The sequence below is a fragment of the Umezawaea sp. Da 62-37 genome (assembly GCF_032460545.1).
In the GTDB taxonomy this organism is placed as follows: domain Bacteria; phylum Actinomycetota; class Actinomycetes; order Mycobacteriales; family Pseudonocardiaceae; genus Umezawaea.
This window is the reverse complement of sequence record NZ_CP135965.1, coordinates 5,999,929-6,017,786: the sequence shown is the minus strand read 5'-3', so window position 1 is coordinate 6,017,786 and position 17,858 is coordinate 5,999,929. Positions and strand designations below refer to the sequence as shown.

18 protein-coding genes are annotated in these 17,858 nt (G+C 71.1%); 6 read left to right on the top strand and 12 right to left on the bottom strand.

The features are described from left to right. Window positions 1–9: 9 nt before the first annotated feature. The 3 genes from RM788_RS27655 to RM788_RS27645 are packed head-to-tail and all read right to left on the bottom strand — an operon-like array spanning window position 10 to window position 3,093. Window positions 10–1,122 (bottom strand): XdhC family protein, encoded by a 1,113-nt coding sequence (locus RM788_RS27655; protein WP_315920399.1) that lies wholly within the window; start codon window positions 1,120–1,122, stop codon window positions 10–12. Beyond that, window positions 1,115–2,191, bottom strand: coding sequence for a vWA domain-containing protein (locus RM788_RS27650; protein WP_315920397.1), 1,077 nt, complete (start codon window positions 2,189–2,191; stop codon window positions 1,115–1,117). The genes RM788_RS27655 and RM788_RS27650 overlap by 8 nt, the downstream gene beginning before the upstream one ends. Window positions 2,192–2,235: 44 nt before the next feature. Continuing rightward, window positions 2,236–3,093, bottom strand: coding sequence for an AAA family ATPase (locus RM788_RS27645; RefSeq protein WP_315920395.1), 858 nt, complete (start codon window positions 3,091–3,093; stop codon window positions 2,236–2,238). Between the two features lie 91 nt (window positions 3,094–3,184). Here RM788_RS27645 and RM788_RS27640 point away from each other — a divergent pair, with 91 nt between their 5' ends. Then, a complete protein-coding gene (locus RM788_RS27640) occupies window positions 3,185–3,454 on the top strand; it encodes a PspC domain-containing protein (protein ID WP_315920393.1) in 270 nt (89 codons plus the stop codon). A gap of 9 nt (window positions 3,455–3,463) precedes the next feature. On the opposite strand, the gene RM788_RS27635 is transcribed toward RM788_RS27640, so the two are convergent. From RM788_RS27635 to RM788_RS27615, 5 genes are all read right to left on the bottom strand, one after another. Continuing rightward, complete coding sequence (locus RM788_RS27635; RefSeq protein WP_399340241.1) at window positions 3,464–4,852, bottom strand: beta-N-acetylhexosaminidase; 1,389 nt, start codon at window positions 4,850–4,852, stop codon at window positions 3,464–3,466. Next, complete coding sequence (locus RM788_RS27630) at window positions 4,849–5,691, bottom strand: carbohydrate ABC transporter permease (protein WP_315920391.1); 843 nt, start codon at window positions 5,689–5,691, stop codon at window positions 4,849–4,851. The genes RM788_RS27635 and RM788_RS27630 overlap by 4 nt, the downstream gene beginning before the upstream one ends. Beyond that, window positions 5,688–6,569 (bottom strand): carbohydrate ABC transporter permease, encoded by an 882-nt coding sequence (locus RM788_RS27625; protein ID WP_315934780.1) that lies wholly within the window; start codon window positions 6,567–6,569, stop codon window positions 5,688–5,690. Before RM788_RS27625 ends, RM788_RS27630 begins: the two co-directional genes overlap by 4 nt. A gap of 8 nt (window positions 6,570–6,577) precedes the next feature. Beyond that, window positions 6,578–7,861: an extracellular solute-binding protein gene (locus RM788_RS27620; RefSeq protein ID WP_315920389.1), complete on the bottom strand. Its 1,284-nt coding sequence runs from the start codon at window positions 7,859–7,861 to the stop codon at window positions 6,578–6,580. Between the two features lie 107 nt (window positions 7,862–7,968). After that, the gene (locus tag RM788_RS27615) at window positions 7,969–8,628 is read right to left on the bottom strand and encodes a copper homeostasis protein CutC (RefSeq protein ID WP_315920387.1); all 660 of its coding nucleotides are present in this window, start codon (window positions 8,626–8,628) and stop codon (window positions 7,969–7,971) included. 247 nt (window positions 8,629–8,875) lie between these two features. Here RM788_RS27615 and RM788_RS27610 point away from each other — a divergent pair, with 247 nt between their 5' ends. The 5 genes from RM788_RS27610 to RM788_RS27590 all read left to right on the top strand — a co-directional run bounded on the left by RM788_RS27610 (window position 8,876) and on the right by RM788_RS27590 (window position 12,943). Continuing rightward, window positions 8,876–9,001 carry a hypothetical protein gene (locus RM788_RS27610; RefSeq protein WP_315920385.1) on the top strand — a complete coding sequence of 42 codons (126 nt, stop codon included), beginning with the start codon at window positions 8,876–8,878 and terminating at the stop codon, window positions 8,999–9,001. A gap of 182 nt (window positions 9,002–9,183) precedes the next feature. Next, window positions 9,184–9,789, top strand: coding sequence for an RNA polymerase sigma factor (locus tag RM788_RS27605; RefSeq protein WP_315920383.1), 606 nt, complete (start codon window positions 9,184–9,186; stop codon window positions 9,787–9,789). Window positions 9,790–9,848: 59 nt separating this feature from the next. Further along, window positions 9,849–10,271 carry a carboxypeptidase regulatory-like domain-containing protein gene (locus RM788_RS27600; protein WP_399345094.1) on the top strand — a complete coding sequence of 141 codons (423 nt, stop codon included), beginning with the start codon at window positions 9,849–9,851 and terminating at the stop codon, window positions 10,269–10,271. 113 nt (window positions 10,272–10,384) lie between these two features. Continuing rightward, entirely contained in the window at window positions 10,385–10,978 is a 594-nt protein-coding gene (locus RM788_RS27595; protein ID WP_315920379.1) for a tetratricopeptide repeat protein, read from the top strand. A gap of 111 nt (window positions 10,979–11,089) precedes the next feature. After that, window positions 11,090–12,943 carry a CHAT domain-containing protein gene (locus RM788_RS27590; RefSeq protein ID WP_315920377.1) on the top strand — a complete coding sequence of 618 codons (1,854 nt, stop codon included), beginning with the start codon at window positions 11,090–11,092 and terminating at the stop codon, window positions 12,941–12,943. A gap of 627 nt (window positions 12,944–13,570) precedes the next feature. Here the strand turns inward: RM788_RS27590 and groL are convergent. From groL to RM788_RS27570, 4 genes are all read right to left on the bottom strand, one after another. Further along, a complete protein-coding gene (groL, locus tag RM788_RS27585) occupies window positions 13,571–15,190 on the bottom strand; it encodes a chaperonin GroEL (protein WP_315920375.1) in 1,620 nt (539 codons plus the stop codon). 218 nt (window positions 15,191–15,408) lie between these two features. Next, window positions 15,409–16,770 carry a serine/threonine-protein kinase gene (locus tag RM788_RS27580; RefSeq protein ID WP_315920373.1) on the bottom strand — a complete coding sequence of 454 codons (1,362 nt, stop codon included), beginning with the start codon at window positions 16,768–16,770 and terminating at the stop codon, window positions 15,409–15,411. Between the two features lie 74 nt (window positions 16,771–16,844). After that, window positions 16,845–17,051: a cold-shock protein gene (locus RM788_RS27575; protein ID WP_315920371.1), complete on the bottom strand. Its 207-nt coding sequence runs from the start codon at window positions 17,049–17,051 to the stop codon at window positions 16,845–16,847. Window positions 17,052–17,131: 80 nt separating this feature from the next. Then, window positions 17,132–17,794 carry an AIM24 family protein gene (locus RM788_RS27570; RefSeq protein WP_315920369.1) on the bottom strand — a complete coding sequence of 221 codons (663 nt, stop codon included), beginning with the start codon at window positions 17,792–17,794 and terminating at the stop codon, window positions 17,132–17,134. Between the last annotated feature and the right edge of the window lie 64 nt (window positions 17,795–17,858).

Here is a 17,858-nt window from a genome sequence, read left to right as displayed (position 1 = left end):
CTAACTCCGCTAGCGGTGGATTGCTCCATCAAGACTGGTCAGACGCTCACCGCGACCACCCCATCGCAGAGCGATGATCTCGGCCGCGATCGACACCGCGGTCTCCTCGGGCGTGCGCGCGCCCAGGTCGAGCCCGATCGGCGACGCCATGCCGTCCAGTTCGCCCTCCGTCACGCCCGCCTCGCGCAGCCGCCGCAGCCGGTCCTCGTGCGTGCGCCGGGACCCCATCGCGCCGACGTAGGCGAGCTTGAGCCGCAGCGCGACCTCCAGCAGCGGCACGTCGAACTTCGGGTCGTGGGTCAGCACCGCGACCACGGTCCGCTCGTCGACCCGCCCGGCCTCGGCCTGCGCCGCCAGGTACCGGTGCGGCCAGTCCACGACGACCTCGTCGGCCTCCGGGAACCGGCTCGCGGTCGCGAACACCGGCCGCGCGTCGCACACCGTGACCCGGTAGCCCAGGAACGTGCCCAGCCTGGCCATGGCGGAGGCGAAGTCGATCGCGCCGAACACCAGCATCCTGGGCGGCGGCTCGAACGAGTTCACGAACACCGTCATGCCCTCGCCGCGGCGTTGGCCGTCCGGGCCGTAGTGCAGCGACCCGCTGCGGCCGGTGGCCAGCATCCCGCGCGCGTCGTCCACCACGGCGTCCGTCGCGCGCGCCGACCCCAACTCCCCCGCGATCCGGTCCGGCCAGATCACCACCCGGCGGCCCAGCCGGTCGGCCTCGGGGTGCTCGATGATCGTCGCGATGGCCACCGGCACCTCCGCGCGCACGGCCTCGTGGATGTCCGACAGCTCGGGGAACGTCTTCTCGTTGATCGACTCCACGTACACGTCGATGATCCCACCGCAGGTCAGACCCACCGCGAACGCGTCGTCGTCGCTCACGCCGTAGCGCTGGAGCACCGGCTGGTCCTCCGCGACGACCTGCTGCGCGAGGTCGTAGACGGCGCCCTCGACGCAGCCGCCGGACACGCTGCCGGTCACCTCGCCGTCCGGGCCGACCAGCATGGCCGCGCCGGGCGAGCGGGGCGCCGAGCTGAAGGTGGCGACGACGGTGCCGACACCGACGGTCTCCCCGTTCGCCACGCGGCGTGCGAGTTCGTCGAGCACATCACGCACGGTTGATCTCCTTGAGCAGGTGGCGCAGGGTGTCGAGGCTGTGGCCCGCCAGCAGGCGGTCCACGTGGGGCAGGGCGGCGACGATCCCCGACTGCGTCGGGGCGTACCCGTCCTTGCCCGCGTGCGGGTTGACCCAGATGACCGCGTGCGCGAGCCTGCGCAGCCTGGCCATCTGGTCGCCCAGCAGCGCGGGGTCACCGCGTTCCCAGCCGTCGGAGAACAGCACGACGACGGCGCGCCTCGCGACACCGCGCTGCCCCCACCGGTCCAGGAACACCTTGATCGTCCCACCGAGCCGGGTGCCGCCCTCGTAGTCCGGCACGGCGCGGGTGGCCGACATGAGCGCGAACTCGGCGTCGCGGTGCCCGAGCTGACGACTGACCCTGGTCAGCCGGGTGCCGAGGGTGCACACCTCCGTCGGCATGGCCCGCGCCACCACGTGCGCGAACCTCAGCAGCGCGTCGGCGTACGGCGCCATCGACCCGGACACGTCGATCAGCAGCACGACCTTGCGCGGCCGGGTGCCCTTCCGCCGGTACCTCGGCTCCACCGGCTCCCCGCCGCTCGCGAGCATCGCCCGCAGCGTGCGACCGGGGTCGAGCCGCCCCCTGGACGCCTTGCGCGCCCGCAACGCCCTCCGCCGCGGCGGAACGGGCTTGAGCGCGGCGATCAACTCGCGCAGGTGCGCCTTCTCGGCAGGCGTGAGGCCGGCGATGTCCTTGTCCCGCAGCACTTCCGCGTCACTGGCCGCCGTCGCCAACCGCCCGGACGAGGCCTGCTCGCCGCCACCCCCGTTGAGCGCGGCGAGTCGAGTGGGGCGCAGCTTGCGGTGCCGGGGCCCGCGCGGCGCCTCACCGCCGAACCAGGCGTCGAACGCGGCGTCGTAGCGCGGCAGGTCGTCCGGCTCCCCGCACAGCGTCAGCCTGCCCGCCCAGTACAGGTCGTCACGACTGCCCGGATCCAGGTGCCCGACCGCCGCCGCGTAGGCCTGCACGCGGTCCGGCCCGCACCCCACGCCCGCTTGGCGCAGCGCGCGGGCGAACCCGACGTAGCCGGTGAGCACCGTCATCCCTCGATTGTGCGCCTTCCGCGTTTGGAGGATCGCCCAAAGGGTCAGCCGAGCACACCCGAGGCGAGTGCGCGGGTGGCGTCCTCGCGGTACTTGAGCACGGCTCCGAGCGTCACGGCGGCGGTCTCCGCGTCCAGTTCGGACTTCCCCAAAGCCTGCAACGCCCGCGCCCAGTCCAACGATTCCGCGACCCCCGGAGGCTTCAGCAGATCCAGTTCCCGCAGCCTGCCGACCGCCTCCGCGACCTGCGACGCCAACCTCTCGGACACCCCCGGCAACCGCCGGCGGATGATCGCCACCTCGCGGGCCAGGTCCGGGTGTTCGACCCAGTGGTACAGGCACCGGCGCTTGAGCGCGTCGTGGACCTCGCGGGTGCGGTTGGACGTCAGCACGACGACCGGCGGCACCGAAGCCCGGATCTCACCCAGTTCGGGGATGCTCACGGTGTTGCTGTCCAGCACTTCGAGCAGGAACGCCTCGAACTCGTCGTCGGCGCGGTCGACCTCGTCGACCAGCAGCACGCACGGAGCCTCCTCCAGCGCCCGCAGCAACGGCCTGGCCAGCAGGAACCGCCGCGTGTACAGCGACGCCTCGGCTGCATCGGGATCCAAAGCGCCGCTCGAAGACGCCTCCAGCGCGCGCAGGTGCAGCAGCTGGCGGGGGAAGTCCCAGTCGTAGAGGGCCTGGGAGGCGTCGATGCCCTCGTGGCACTGCAACCTGATCAGCGGCAGCGACAGCGCCTGGGCCAGCGCGAGCGCCAGCGATGTCTTCCCGGTGCCCGGTTCGCCCTCGCAGAACAGCGGGCGGCGCATCTCCAGCGCCAGGAACGCGGCCGTCGTCACGCCCGCGTCGGGCAGGTAACCCACGCGGTCGAGCTCGACCGCCAGCTCCTCGGGCGTCATCGCCTGAGGGTAAGCCCAGGGGTCGGGATCCGGGGGACGTCAGGGTCCGTCCCCGATGTTTTCGCAGCTCCTGGGCGGCATCGTTGTACCCATGACGAACAACGTGCTCAACGGGACCACCGACAAGGTCAAGAAGCTCCGCCGCAGCCGCGAGGACAAGATGCTCGCCGGCGTGTGCGGTGGCGCGGCCAAGATGCTGGGCGTCGACGCGGCGCTGCTGCGCATCGGCCTCGTCGCCGCGACCATCCTCGGGTTCGGCACGGGCGCCGTCCTCTACGTCGCCTGCTGGATCCTCATGCCGGAGGAGGAGACCGGCACGCCCGACCTGTACCAGCCGCGGGACACCACGCCGACGTTCTGATCACCGTGGTCATCGCGGGAAGCCGGGCACGCCCGGCATCCGCTGCCACGGGTGGGGACCGGCCAAGGGCCGGTACTCCACGCCCAGCGCGTCGAGTCGTGGGAGGTGGTGGGTGGCGAGCCGGTCGAGGAACTCCGCCCCGTCCCGCTCGCCCCCGCTCCACACGACCTCGGCGAACGCCGCCAGCCGCGGGAACGCCGCGTAGTCCAGCCGTCGGGCCGAGTCCAGGTGCTCGGTCCACAGGTTCGCCTGGGCGCCCAGCACACGGCCGGGCTCGTCGCCGGTGAGCCCGTCGGGCACCGGCTCGTACCGGTGGACGTCCTCCAGGGTCAGCACCGTGCCGACCGGGATCGGCTCGTCGGGCGAGTCGGACTGCCGGTAGTCCAGGTACACGTGCCGCTCCGGGCACATCACCACGTCGTGGCCCGCGCGCACGGCCGCCACCCCCGCCTCCTCCCCGCGCCACGACGCCAGCACCGCGCCGTCGGGCAGCGGTCCGACCTCGGCGATCTCGTCCCAGCCGAACGCCCGCCGCCCGTGGGTCGCCAGGTGCTCGGCGATGGCGCGGATGAACCCGCCGTGCGCTTCCGTGGCACCCGGCACCTCGTCGCCGCCGAGGCCGATCACCTCGCCGGGGAACACGTCCACGAGCTCGTCGAACACGTTCCGGTAGAAGTCCACAGTGGACTCCCGGAGGTTCAGCACGTTCTCGTTCACGCCCCAGTCGGTCCACACGCCGACCTCGGGGCCGCTCCCCAGCTCCGGGTAGGCCGCGATGGCCGCCTGGCTGTGGCCGGGCACGTCGATCTCCGGCACGACGGTGATGTGCCGGTCCGCCGCGTACGCGACCAGCTCGCGCAGGTCGTCCTGCGTGTAGAACCCGCCGTGCGGCCTGCCGGTCGACCGCTTCGCGCGCCGGTCGCCGTAGCGCGACTCGGGCCGCCACGCCCCGACCTCCGTCAGCCGCGGGTACCTCTTCACCTCGAAGCGCCAGCCCTGGTCGTCGGTGAGGTGCAGGTGCAGCACGTTGAGCTTGTGCGCCGCCAGCAGGTCCACGTACCGCAGCAGGTCGTGCTTGGGCAGGAAGTGCCGCGCCACGTCGATCATGCAGCCGCGCCAGCCGAACCTCGGCCGGTCCTCGACCACGCACACCGGCAGCGTCGGCGGCTCGTCGCTGATCCGCGCGGCCCGGAAGGCGTCCGGCCCGAGGAGCTGGCGGACGGTCTGCGTCGCGTAGAACGCGCCCGCCGCGTCCGCCGCCTCCACCGACAGGCCCCCGGTGGTGATCACGAGCCGGTAGGACTCCGCGGGCCCGTCCACGAACGACACCAGCGGCTCGATCCGTTCGGTGCGTCCCACGCCGGGCGTGAAGGCGACCGGCTTCGGCAGCAGCGTCACCCCTTCACCGCCCCGGCGAGACCGGACACGAGCCTGCGCTGCACCAGCACGAAGAACACCAGCACCGGGATGGTCATCAGGGTGGAACCGGCCATGATCGCTCCCCAGTCGTTCTGGTCGGGCTTGATGAACACCTGGAGCGCCAGCGGCAGCGTCTGGTTCTCCGCGGCCGAGATGATGAACGTCTTGGCGAACAGGAAGTCGTTCCACGCGTGGATGAACGCCAGCACGCTCGTGGCCACCAGACCCGGCGCCACCAACGGGAACAGCACCTGCCACAGGAACCGGAACCGGCTCGCGCCGTCCAGCGTCGCGGCCTCCTCCAGCTCCACCGGCACCGCCGCGACGAACCCGCGCAGCATCCAGATGGCGAACGGCATGCTGAACGCGAGGTGCACCAGCACCAGCGAGCCCAGGTGGTTCAGGCCGAACAGCGGCAGCGTGTCGCCGACCGACCGCATCATGAAGAACAGCGGCACCGTCAGCGCCTCGACCGGCACCATCTGCACCACCAGCAGCATGATCAGCATCGTGGTGCGGCCGCGGAACCGGAAGCGGGTCAGCGCGGTCGCGGCCAGGAACGACATCAGCAGGCTCAGCACCACCACGATCAGCGCCACCACCAGGCTGTTCACGAAGTACCGCCCGAAGCTCTGCACCGTGAGCGCGCGGGTGAAGCTGTCCAGCGTCGGCGCCAGGGTCCACGGCCGCGGGTCCGCCGAGATCACCTCGTCGGCGGGCTTCAGCGCGGTCAGCACCATCCAGTACAGCGGGAACGCGACCACCGCGGCGATCACCACGGTGACCAGTTCCGCGATCAGGCGACCGGGGCGCTTCACAGTTCTTCTCCCGACTTCCGCAGCGCCCGCAGGTAGCCGATGGTGATCAGCAGCAGCAGGGCGGTCATCACCACGCCGATGGTCGCGCCGAGGCCGTACTCGGACGCGGCGAAGGCCTGCTGGTAGGCGTAGACGTTGAGCACGAGGTTGCGGCCCGCGATGCCGCCGCCGCTGGTCATCACGTAGATCTGGGTGAACACCTTGAAGTCCCAGATGATCGACTGGATGGTGACGACGAGGATCAGCGGGCGCAGCAGCGGGAGCATGACGCTGCGCGCGGTGCGGACCGTCGAGGCGCCGTCCAGCGCGGCGGCCTCGATCACCTCCTGCGGGATGGCCCTGATGCCCGCGTAGAGGGTGACCATGACGAACGGGAACGAGCACCAGACCACCTGGGCCGCGACGAGGCCGAAGGCGGTCCAGCGGTCGAACGTCCACGAGAACCCGGTGCTGCCGAGGATCTCGTTGACCAGGCCGAAGTTGGCGTCGAACAGGAACAGCCAGATCGTCGAGCCCGCGACGGCCGGGGTGGCCCACGCGCCCAGCGCCGCCAGGAACAGCAGCGTCCTGGCCCACGGGCGGACCCTGGTGGACAGGACGGCGAGCGCCGCCCCGACCACCAGGGTGCCGACCACGCACGTTCCGGCGAACCCGGCGGTCTGCCAGAGGACGGTCCAGAACTGCTTGTCCCCCAACAGCTCCGCGTAGTTGCCGAGGCCCAGGAAGACCAGTGGCGCGCCGCCGCTGACCTGTTCCTGGCCGTAGTCGAACAGCGAGATGAGCACCAGCTGGTAGATCGGGTAGGCCATCAGGCCGCCGAGCACCAGCAGTGCCGGGGTGAGGTACGCGAACGCGGTCCGCCCGTCACCCCTGGCCATGCGCTGCGTCACGAGTTGAAGGCCGCGTTCATCGACTCGGCCGCCGCCCCGGTCGCCGCCTCGACGTCCTTGCCCTCCGCCGCGATCTGCTGGAGCATCGTCGGGATCACGGCCTGGGCGTCGATCTTGGCCCACGTCGGCGTGACGGGCACGAACTTCGTGCCCGCTTCGAGGGTCTTGATGAACGGCTGCTCGAACGCGTCGTTCGCGGCCACCTCGGACTGCACGTCGGCGAACGTCGGCAGGTTCCCCATGGCCTGGAACATCTTCCGCTGGTACTGCTTGCCGCCCAGGAGCTGGAGGAACTGGTTCGCCAGCGTCCTGCGCCCGGTGCCCTTCATGACGCCGAGCAGGTTGCCGCCCGCGAACGCCGGGGCGATGGAGCCCGCGGTGTTGCCGGGCAGCGGCACGACCGCGTACTTGCCCGCGGCCGCGCTGGCGTCGACGGACTTGCGGTTGAAGTCGCCGCCGATGACCATCGCGGCCTTGCCGGCGCGGAACGCCTCGACGCTCGCGTCACCGCCGTTGGCGGCGCACTGCGAGGGCGGGCAGATGTCGTCGGCGAGCAGCTCGGTGTACTTGGCGACGCCCTTGCGCGACTCGGCGCTGTCGATCTTCGAGGCGTACTTGGCGCCCTCGACCGCGGCGAGGTCGCCGCCGTTGGCCCACACGAAGGGCAGCATGCCGAAGGTGTACTTGCCGCCCGCGGAGATGCCGAGCATGTCCGGCTTCGCGGCGCGGATCTTCCTGGCGAGCGGCGCGATCTCGTCGAGCGTCGCGGGCGGCTGGACGCCGAGTTCGGTGAACACGTCGGTGCGGTAGTAGAGGGCGCGCACGCCGACGTACCAGGGCAGGCCGTAGACCTTGCCCTCGACCTTGGCGGTGTCGAGCACGGCGGGCACGAAGTCCTTGCTGTCCGACCACTCCGACACCTCCTCGCCGATGTCGGCGAACCCACCGGAGGCGACGTAGCCCGCGAGGTCGGTGTTGCCGAACTCGGCGACGTCCGGCGCGCTCTTGGGGTCGCTGAAGGCGGCCTTGAAGCGCTCGGCGCGGGTGGCGACCTGGATGTACTGGACGTCCACGGTGACGCCGGAGTGCGCGGACTGGAACTCGGCGACCGCCTGCTCGACGACCTCCTCCTTGGGCGCGCGGTTGACCTCGTCGAACAGCCACACCCGCAGCTGGCCGGTCTTCTCGTCGCCGGTCTGCGTCGCCGGGCCCGACGACGTGACCGGCGCACAACCCGCCAGCGCCACGGAACACACCGCAGCCATGACCGCGAACCGCATCTCAAGATCCCCTCAGCCGGATTTATTGCACCATGCGCAACGTTCATTTCGCGATGAGCAACGAGCGATTCGGCGAGGATAGGAGCGGTGTGTCCGTTCGGCAAGGTTCAGACCAAATTCGCCCAGGTGCGCACGGCCTCGGCGTCGACGGGACCGTCCCAGCCGGACGGGCGGACCGCGCTGCCGACGTGGAAGCCGGTGGCGCCCGCCGCGCGCAGGGGCGCGACCTGGTCGGCCTTGAGCCCACCGCCGACCAGCAGGAGCACGCCGTCCTCGGCTTGGCGGGCGGCCAGCTCGCGCAGCACCGGGAGGCCGTCCGCGACGCCCTTGGGGCTGCCGCTCGCCAGGACGGTGTCGCAGCCGAGCCCCGCCACGACCGACCACGAGGCGAGCGGGTCCGCCGAGTTGTCCAGCGCGCGGTGGAACGTCCACCGGCAGCCGTCCAGTTCGGCCACGACCGCCGCGCACGCGGCCTCGTCGACCTCGCCCTCCCCGGTGAGGAAGCCGAGCACGAACTCCGTCGCGCCCAGTTCGCGGAGCGCGGCCGCGTCGCGGCGCAGGCCGTCGACGCTGCCGGGAGCGAAGCCCTTGGCGTCGCGGAGCATGACCCTGACCGGGAGGTCCGTGGCGGCGAGGACGCTCCTGAGGACGTCCGGCGGCGGCGTGAGGCCGTCGGAGGCCATGTCGGAGACGAGTTCCAACCGGTGCGCCCCACCGGCTTGGGCGGCTTCGGCGTCGGCCGCGTTCAGTGCGATGACTTCCAGCATGGTCTAGACCATACGGCGTCACAGGGCGGGCGGGGAGGGCCTCGCGGGACCACTCGGGCGCCGGGGTGGCGTCACCCGTGTGCCGTCGGCGTCACCCGCCCGGCCCCACGTCGGCGGGCCCGCACACGCGCAAGGCGGTCACGGCCGACAACAGCGGCCGAAAAGTTTTCCGGATGGGTGTATCTACTCATGCCGGGTGGCCTCTTGTGCTGGTGACAGACCTCATGACCCCGATCGAGGAGGCTAGATGACCGCCACTCCGCCTGGTGTCGACAAGCCGAGCAAGCCCGACGCCCCGTCTTCTCCGGTGACCCCACCGGTGGAGACGAACGGTCAGCACCAGACCCACGACGAGCCGGTGAAGACCGACTGACGAACCGCTGGGGGGCGGTTGGCAGTCGGTCGGCTTCGAGGGGTGTCGATCGGGGAGACCACCGTGAAAAGGCGGTCCGCGGCGCTTCGGGGGAGGCGCCGCGGACCGTTTCGGCGGTCGGCGGCACAGTTCGGTCAGCCGCGTTGCGCGGTCAGCCGCACAGTGGAGGAGGAGGTGATGAAGTGGGCGAATTGCGCACGACCGGCGAGTACCCGCCGTGGGAGGGCCTGGCGGGAACGGACCGGCACGCCGCCTGCGTGATCGCCGCCCGCAAGGGCGACCGGTCCGCTTTGGACGTGCTCGTCGCCGATCTCTCACCACTGGTCTGGCACGTGGCCAGGGGGCACGGACTCGACCGCTCGACGGCCGAGGACGTGGTGCAGACGGTGTGGCTGGCGTTCCTGCGCCACATCGACCGGCTGGAACAACCGCGGGCGCTGGTCGGCTGGCTCGTGGTGACCACCCGCCGGGAGGCACGGCGCACGTGGACGCCCGCCAAGCGGGAGACCGGGCTCTCCGACGAGCTCGCCGACCACCTGGAGAGCACGCACGGCCTGCCCGAGGACGCCGCGCTCGTCGACGACCGGGACATCCGGTTGTGGCGGGCTTTCGGGCGGTTGTCGCAAAGGTGCCAGGAGCTGCTCCGGCTCACCGTCCTCGCGGGCCGGGCGGAGTACCGCACGGTCGCCGAGGCGCTGTCCATCCCGCGCGGCAGCATCGGTCCCACCAGGGGCCGGTGCCTGACGACGCTGCGCACACATCTCGATGCGGAAGGAGGATCGCGGTGAACGACATCGACCCGCGCGATGACCCAAGGGGCTTCGAGGACACCGCCGTCCTCTCGGAGCTGACCCGTCTGGTCTACGAACTCGACCCGCCGCCCGCGGATCTCGTGGAACGCATCCAGTTCGCGATCGCCCTGGAGGACCTCGACGTCGAGGTCGCCAGGTGGGAGCGCGCCGGATCGCTCACGGGCGTCCGCGGCGGCCAGCCCGGAACCATCACGTTCACGGTGGACAACCTGACGCTGATGGTCAACTTCACCTCGACCGGAGCACGCCACCGCATCGACGGCTGGTTGGTGCCCGCGGGCGAGCACATGGTGGAGGTCCGGGTGGCCGAGCACGAGTCGACCACGACGACAGCCGACGACGGCGGCCGCTTCGTGTTGCCCGACGTACCGACCGGGACCACCCAGATCGTGGTGCACCTGGTGAACGCCCGAGGTGAACGGGGCCGCACGGTCGTCACACCCACGATCATGTTGTAACCACCGTCGCGGAACGCGCACGATTCCGGACCGCCCGAACGTGACCCGTTCGGACCAGCATCACCAGCCAACGGCAGACGCCCCGATCACGGTGGGTGTGCTGCGATTGGTGGGTGCCCCTCCTCCACGACACGGACGTCACCGCCGCGACGTCGCGTGCCGGTGTCGAGGCCGCCACGGCCCTGCGCAAGCGGGGTTACCGCGCGGCGTCGGCGGGCAGGCCCGCCGACGCGGCGAAACTGCTCAAGCAGGCGCTCCGCGAGCTGCCGATGGGCTCCGACGACCCCGAGGCCGTCACGCTGCGCATCCGGATCCTGATCACGCTGTCCTACGCCGAGGCCGAGACCGGTTCGGTCGCCGACGGCCTGTCCCACCTGGGCACGGCCCACGACCTGGTCGCCGCGCTGCCCGAGGGCGGTGGCCTGCGCGCCATCGTGAAGGACCAGCAGGCCCTGATCCTGCACCGCGCGGGCCGCACCGAAGAGGCCATCGCGCTCTACGACGAGTCCGTCGCCCGGATGGAAGCCGCCGGGGTAGACGCCTCCACGCTCTCCACCGCGCTGGTGAACCGCGGCCTCACCTCGATCGCCTACGGCAGGCCCGTGCAGGCCGAGCAGGACATGCGGCGGACGATCGAGCTGGCCGACGCCGAGGACCTGCCGCTGATGAAGGCCAAGGCCCGCAACAACCTCGGGGACATCGCGTAGCTGACCGGGGACGTCCCGACCGCGCTCGGCCACTACGAGGACGCCGACCGGGCCCTGCGCCTGCTGGCCCCCGACCTCGTTCCGCGCCTGCGGATCGACCAGGCACGGGCGATGCTCGCCGCCGGACTGGCCGCCGAGGCCGCCGAACACCTCGACGACGCCCTGCCCTTGCTGCGCAGGCACCGGGTGGGCCAGGACCTGGCCGAGGCCGAACTGGCCCGCGCGGCCGCCGCCCTCCTGCTCGGCGACCACCCCGGCGCCCGCGAGTTCGCCGCGCAGGCGCAACGCCGCTTCGCCCGGCGCGGCAGCAAGCCGTGGGCCGAGGTCGCCGCGCTGACCAAGCTCCGGGCCGAGGCCGGGTACTCGGCGTCGGTCACCCCGCGCCGGTTCGAACGGCTGGCGGGCCGCCTGCACGACGTGGGCCTGCCCGACGAGGCCGCCGTGGCCACGATGCTCGCCGCCAGGCTGGCCCTGCGCCGCGGCTCACCCGCCCCGGCCGCCGGGATCCCCACACCGCGGCCGACGGCCCCGATCGACCACGTCATGCTCCACCACCTGTGCCTGGCCGAGCGGGCCGTCGCCGCGGGCGATCCCGGCACCGCCCTGGTCCAAGCCCAGTCGGGCCTCGACCGGCTGGGCCGCGTCCGCGACCGCATGGGCGGCCTCGACCTGCTGTGCGGCACGGCCGTGCACGGTCGTGAGCTGGGCGAACTGGCCGTGAGCCTGGTCCTGTCCACCACTCCCCCGTCGCCGACGGAGACGTTCGACTGGCTGGAGCGCACCAGGGCGCAGGTCTACCGCTACGAACCGCTGCCCGCCATCGGCGACCCGGTGCTCGCCAGGCGGGTCGCCGAGGCCCGCTCGGTCAGCAGGAGCCTCCAGCAGGCCAGGCTGGACCGCCGCCCGGTGGCCGAACTGGAGCAGCGCCTGGAGGCCCTGCGCCAGGAGGTGTCCCGACTCGGCTGGCACACCAGCCCCTGGGGCAGACCCAGGCCGGTGGCCAGGTCCGGCGACGTCACCCCGCCGCTCGGCGACAAGGCCATGATCAGCTACGCCTGCAACGACGGCACCGTCCACGCCGTCGTCCTCGCCGACGGCAAGGCCACCCTCCACACCCTCGGCCCCGCCGAGCACGTCGTGGAACTGACCAGGCAACTGCACGCCGACCTCGACGTCCTGGCCCCCGACCACCTGCCCGACGTGCTCGCCAAGTCCGTCACCGCCTCGGCCTCCGCCCGCGCCAAGGCCCTGGACAACGCCCTCGTCAAGCCCCTGCTCCCGGTGCTCGACGGCAGGGACCTCGTCGTCATCCCCACCGGCGACCTCTACGCCGTCCCCTGGTCCGCGCTGCCCTCCCTGCACGGCCGCCCGGTCGTCGTCGCCCCCTCCGCCACCGCCTGGACGACCGCCTCGTCAACGGCCACGTCGGCCGACCGGGTCGTCCTGGTCGGCGGCCCGGAACTGCCGGAGGGCTCGGCGGAGGTCGCCGCACTGCACAGGGCCTATCCCGACGCCGTCGTGCTGGAGGGCAAGTACGCCACCGCGGGCGCGGTGCTGGAAGCGCTCAACGGCACCCGCCTGGCCCACATCGCCGCCCACGGCACCCACGCCCCCGACAACGCCCTGTTCTCCAAGCTGGAACTCTTCGACGGCCCCCTGTTCGCCCACGAGACGGCGCAACTCACCCGACCACCGGAACAGGTCGTACTCGCTTCGTGCGAGTTGGCGCTGAGCCACATCCGGCCGGGCGACGAGGCTCTGGGTTTCGCAGGCGCAATGCTCGCCAGCGGCTCACGAACGGTGATCTCGGCAGTCAGCAAAGTCGGCGACAAAGCAGCAGCCGACACCATGACCCTCTTCTACCAAGGCCTGGCAACAGGAAGAACAACCGCCCAGGCACTAGCCGAAGCAACAGCCCCAGACCCGCTCCGACGACCATTCGTCTGCTTCGGCTCCGACCACTAAGCAGCCCGAACACGCTGGCACGCAAGGTAAGCACCCAAGCGCGGTCGATTTTACTTGGGGTTTTTGGGCCTACCCTCGCGGCGGCGGGCAGGTCACCACCACCTGCCCTTTTAGACCGCCGAGGCCCAAAAGGAGGGGCCCCAAGTCAAATCGGCCACCCCACGACGGCACCGGTCCCCCGCAACCACCCGCCCAGGCACTAGCCGAAGCAACAGCCCCAGACCCACTAAGACGCCCATTCGTCTGCTTCGGCTCGGACGACTAGGCAGGCTGCTGGTGCGCGGGGGTTCGGTGGTTGCGTGCGCGGGTGTGGTCGATTTGACTTGGGCCCCTCTTTTGGGCCTAGTCGGGCGAAAGGGCAGAGGTGATGATTGCCCGCCGACCAATTGTAGGCCCAAAAAACCCAAGTAAAATCGACCACGGTTGCGTGCTTCCGTTGCGTACCAGCGGGTTCGGGTGGCTTGCTGGGCGGTGTTGCGCTTTCCGGCGGCTGAGGAGCATGAAGGCCCACGAACACGAAGGCCCGCGAACACGAAGGCCCGCGAACACGAAGGCCCCGAACCGGAATCCGGTTCGGGGCCTTCGAAGTGCTGCTGACTAGCTGTTCAAGCGCTGGACCTCAGTGGATCAGAAGTCCATGCCGCCGGCGTCGGGCGCGGACGGGGCCGCGTTCTTCTCCGGCTTGTCGGCCACGACGGCCTCGGTGGTGAGGAACAGGGCCGCGATCGAGGCGGCGTTCTGCAGGGCAGAACGGGTCACCTTGGTCGGGTCCGGCACGCCTGCGGCGAGCAGGTCCTCGTACACGCCGGTGGCGGCGTTCAGGCCGTGGCCGATCGGCAGGCCCTTGACCTTCTCCACCACGACGCCGCCTTCGAGGCCGGCGTTGATCGCGATCTGCTTCAGGGGCGCCTCGACGGCGACCTTGACGATGTTCGCGCCAGTGGCCTCGTCACCCTCGAGCTGGAGGTTCTTGAAGACGGCCTCCGCTGCCTGGAGGAGGGCCACGCCGCCACCGGCGACGATGCCCTCTTCGACGGCGGCCTTGGCGTTGCGCACCGCGTCCTCGATGCGGTGCTTGCGCTCCTTGAGCTCGACCTCGGTCGCGGCACCGGCCTTGATGACGGCGACGCCACCGGCCAGCTTCGCGAGGCGCTCCTGGAGCTTCTCGCGGTCGTAGTCCGAGTCGGACTTCTCGATCTCGGCGCGGATCTGGTTGACGCGGCCCTGGATCTGCTCGGCGTCACCCGAACCCTCGACGATGGTCGTCTCGTCCTTGGTCACGACGACCTTGCGGGCGCGGCCCAGCAGCGAGATGTCGGCCGTGTCGAGCTTGAGGCCGACGTCCTCGGTGATGACCTGGCCACCCGTGAGGGTCGCGATGTCCTGGAGGATCGCCTTGCGGCGGTCGCCGAAGCCGGGCGCCTTGACGGCGACGGACTTGAAGGTGCCGCGGATCTTGTTGACGACCAGGGTCGCCAGCGCCTCGCCCTCGACGTCCTCGGAGATGATGAGGAGCGGCTTGCCGCCCTGCATGACCTTCTCGAGCAGCGGGAGGAGGTCCTTCACCGACGAGATCTTCGAGCCGTAGAGCAGGATGTACGCGTCCTCGAGGACGGCTTCCTGGCGCTCGGGGTCGGTGACGAAGTAGGCCGAGGAGTAGCCCTTGTCGAAGCGCATGCCCTCGGTCAGCTCGAGCTCAAGGCCGAGAGCGTTGCTCTCCTCGACCGTGATGACGCCTTCCTTGCCGACCTTGTCCATCGCCTCGGCGATGAGCTCGCCGATGGTGGAGTCGCCCGCGGAGATGGACGCCGTCGCGGCGATCTGCTCCTTGGTCTCGATGGTCGTGGCGGTCTTCAGCAGCTGCTCGGTGATGGCCGCGACGGCCTTCTCGATGCCGCGCTTCAGGCCGAGCGGGTTCGCACCGGCGGCCACGTTGCGCAGGCCCTCGCGCACGAGCGCCTGGGCGAGCACGGTGGCGGTGGTGGTGCCGTCGCCCGCGACGTCGTCGGTCTTCTTCGCAACTTCCTTGACGAGCTCGGCCCCGATCTTCTCCCAGGGGTCCTCGAGCTCGATTTCCTTGGCGATCGAGACGCCGTCGTTCGTGATCGTGGGGGCGCCCCACTTCTTCTCCAGAACGACGTTGCGGCCCTTCGGGCCGAGCGTCACCTTGACGGCATCCGCGAGGATGTTCATGCCCCGCTCGAGGCCGCGTCGGGCTTCCTCGTCGAACGCGATCATCTTGGCCATTGCGGTGTGTTCCTCCGCCTTTTAAAGGATATTGGGGCCACTGCGGACGTGCGTCCACAGCGGAACACGGTGCTTGGCCAGGATGGTGCCCGCGACGGACGACCTGCCCCGGAGAACCGGGGCGAGCCTCACCGTCCTAGCCCGCGTGCTGGCACTCGGGTGGTCCGAGTGCCAGTTCGTGTTTAGCACTCGACAGGGTCGAGTGCAAGAAGCGCAGGTCAGCGGCTGGTCTTCACGGGCACGCTGGTGGGTAGCGGTTTGCCGCTGCCGGACGGCTCGCCTACCTGGATGGACTGCTTGGTCGACGGCGCGCCGGGCGCGTCGCTCGGCGGCTCGTCGCTGGGCGACAGCAGGATGACCAGGATCACCACGAGCGCGATGGCGATCACGCCGACCACGACCGGCAGGAACCACACCGGCCTGCTGTTCGACGTGCTGCCGAACGCGCTGGTGCCGATGGGGGCAGGCGGCCGCAGCCGGACCGGGTCCTGCGAGCCGGGGTGCGGCTGCTGGTACTGCGACTGGGGCTGCTGCGGGTACGCGGGCGGGCGGACCTGCTGCTGGGGCTGGTACTGCTGGGCGGGCACGCTGCCGCTGGGCGGCCCCGCCGGCTGCTGCTGGGGCGCGGCGGGCTGCTGCACCGGGATCGACCCGGACGGCGGCTGCGAGCCGCCGGACTGCGGCCCGGACGACTGGGGCCCGGAGGACTGCGCGGTCTGCCTGCGCTCCGCCGGATTGCCCGGCCGCTGCACCTGGGCGAGCGCGCCGCGGGCCGCGTTGATCAGCTCCTGGCAGTTCGCGAACCGCTGGTTCGGGTCCTTCGCGGTGCCCTTGCGCAGCACGTCGTCGATCGCGGGCGGCAGCACCACCAGCGAGGTCAGCGGCGGGATCTCCTGGGCGAGGTGGCCCTGGATGACGTCCTGCACGCCGCCCTGGAACGGCGGCCTGCCGCTCAGGCACGCGTAGAGCATGCAGGCCAGCGCGTAGGCGTCGGTGCGGCCGTCGACCGGTTCGCCGCGCAGGTGCTCCGGCGCCGCGTAGGTCGGCGAGCCGAGGAAGTCGCCGGTGCGGGTGCGGTGGCCGGTGGCCCCCCGCCTGGTCAGGCCGAAGTCCGCGAGGTAGACGTGCTCGCGCACCGCCTCCTTGGTCGTGACCAGCACGTTCGCCGGCTTCACGTCCAGGTGCACGAGCCCCTTGCCGTGCAGCATGTCGAGCGCCTCGGCGACCTGGCCGAGCAGCGTCAGCGTGCGCGCGGGCGAGAGCGGCCCGTCCTTGATGTGGCTGGCCAGGTCCGACCCGTCGACCAGCCGCATGGCGATGTAGAGCAGCCCGTCGACCTCGTCGAAGTCGTAGAGCGGCACGATGTTCGCGTGGTCGATCGCCGAGGTGTTGCGGGCCTCGTCGACGAAGCGCTCGCGGAACTCGGCGTCAGCGGTGAGGTGTTCACCGATGACCTTCAGCGCGACCTTGCGGCCGAGTCTGACGTCCGTGGCCCGGTAGGTCACGGACATGCCGCCCCGGCCGAGGACGCCATCGATCCGGTAATGGCCAAGCCGCCGCCCGCTCAGGTCCTCCGACACGCGGGGCAGCCTAACGCCCGCTTGATCGGCGCTGCGGGCGGTTCCGCCGAAGCAGTGCGTTCACCTGCGGCGGATCACGACGCGGGCCGCACTTCCGAGGCCTGGCTGCGGCCGTCGCGGCCCGCCTCGATCGCGAACTCGACCCGGTCGCCCTCGGCGAGGGTGCGGAACCCCTCCATCTGGATGGCGGAGTAGTGCACGAAGACGTCGGGCCCTCCGTCGGTGGCGATGAAGCCGTAGCCCTTTTCCGAGTTGAACCACTTGACCGTGCCGATCGCCAAGACGTCCTCCTAAGCGCAAAAACGCGAGGCAAACCGCAACGCTAGAAGAACGAACAGCCGGCGTGTACCTCCTTACGGAGTCATGAACGGGAGCCGATCGGGTTGCCCCTGAGCCAACTGCCGAGGTGCTGGGGGCTCCGCGTCTGGGTGAGCACCAGTCCGGGGCCCGCGAAGTCGAAGGCCAGGCCCTCGCCGGTGCGCATGGACTGCGCCGCGTCCGGTGTCAGCGCCCGCAGCCTGCACTGCACGGACTCGGGGAAGCCGACCACGTGGCCTCCCGCGATGCTGACCAGCTCACCGGGCTTGAGCAGCACGATGTCGAGGGTGCCGTAGCAGGTGAGCACGACCTGGCCGAGCCCGAACACGTAGTTGAGGAAGCCGACGTCACCGCCCTGGAGGGCGCGCAGCGGCGGCGCGACCGGGTCCATGCTCACGGTGCCCGCGGACGCGAGCCAGCTGGTCTTCGCGACGCACCAGCCCGCCGAGCCGTCCAGCTCCAGCACGTGCAGGTCGCCCGGCAGCGACGGCGCCACGTCGACCCAGCCGCCGTCCTGGTTGGCCGTGCACACGCCCGCGGGCGCGCCCTTGCCCTGGGACTTGAACGGCGCGCCGGGCTTCGGCTCGAACGAGACGCCGTAGCTGCTGGCGACGAACGCCGCGCGGTCGACCAGCGCGGGCTCGCCGGGGGCCAGCACCAGCCGGGCGACGCCGAACGTGGGCGTGTGACGCGTGCGGACCTGCAACGTTCTTCCCCCTGTTCGCAAACGGTGTCGGTCGCAGCAGTCTGGCACGCGACCGGCAGGATGG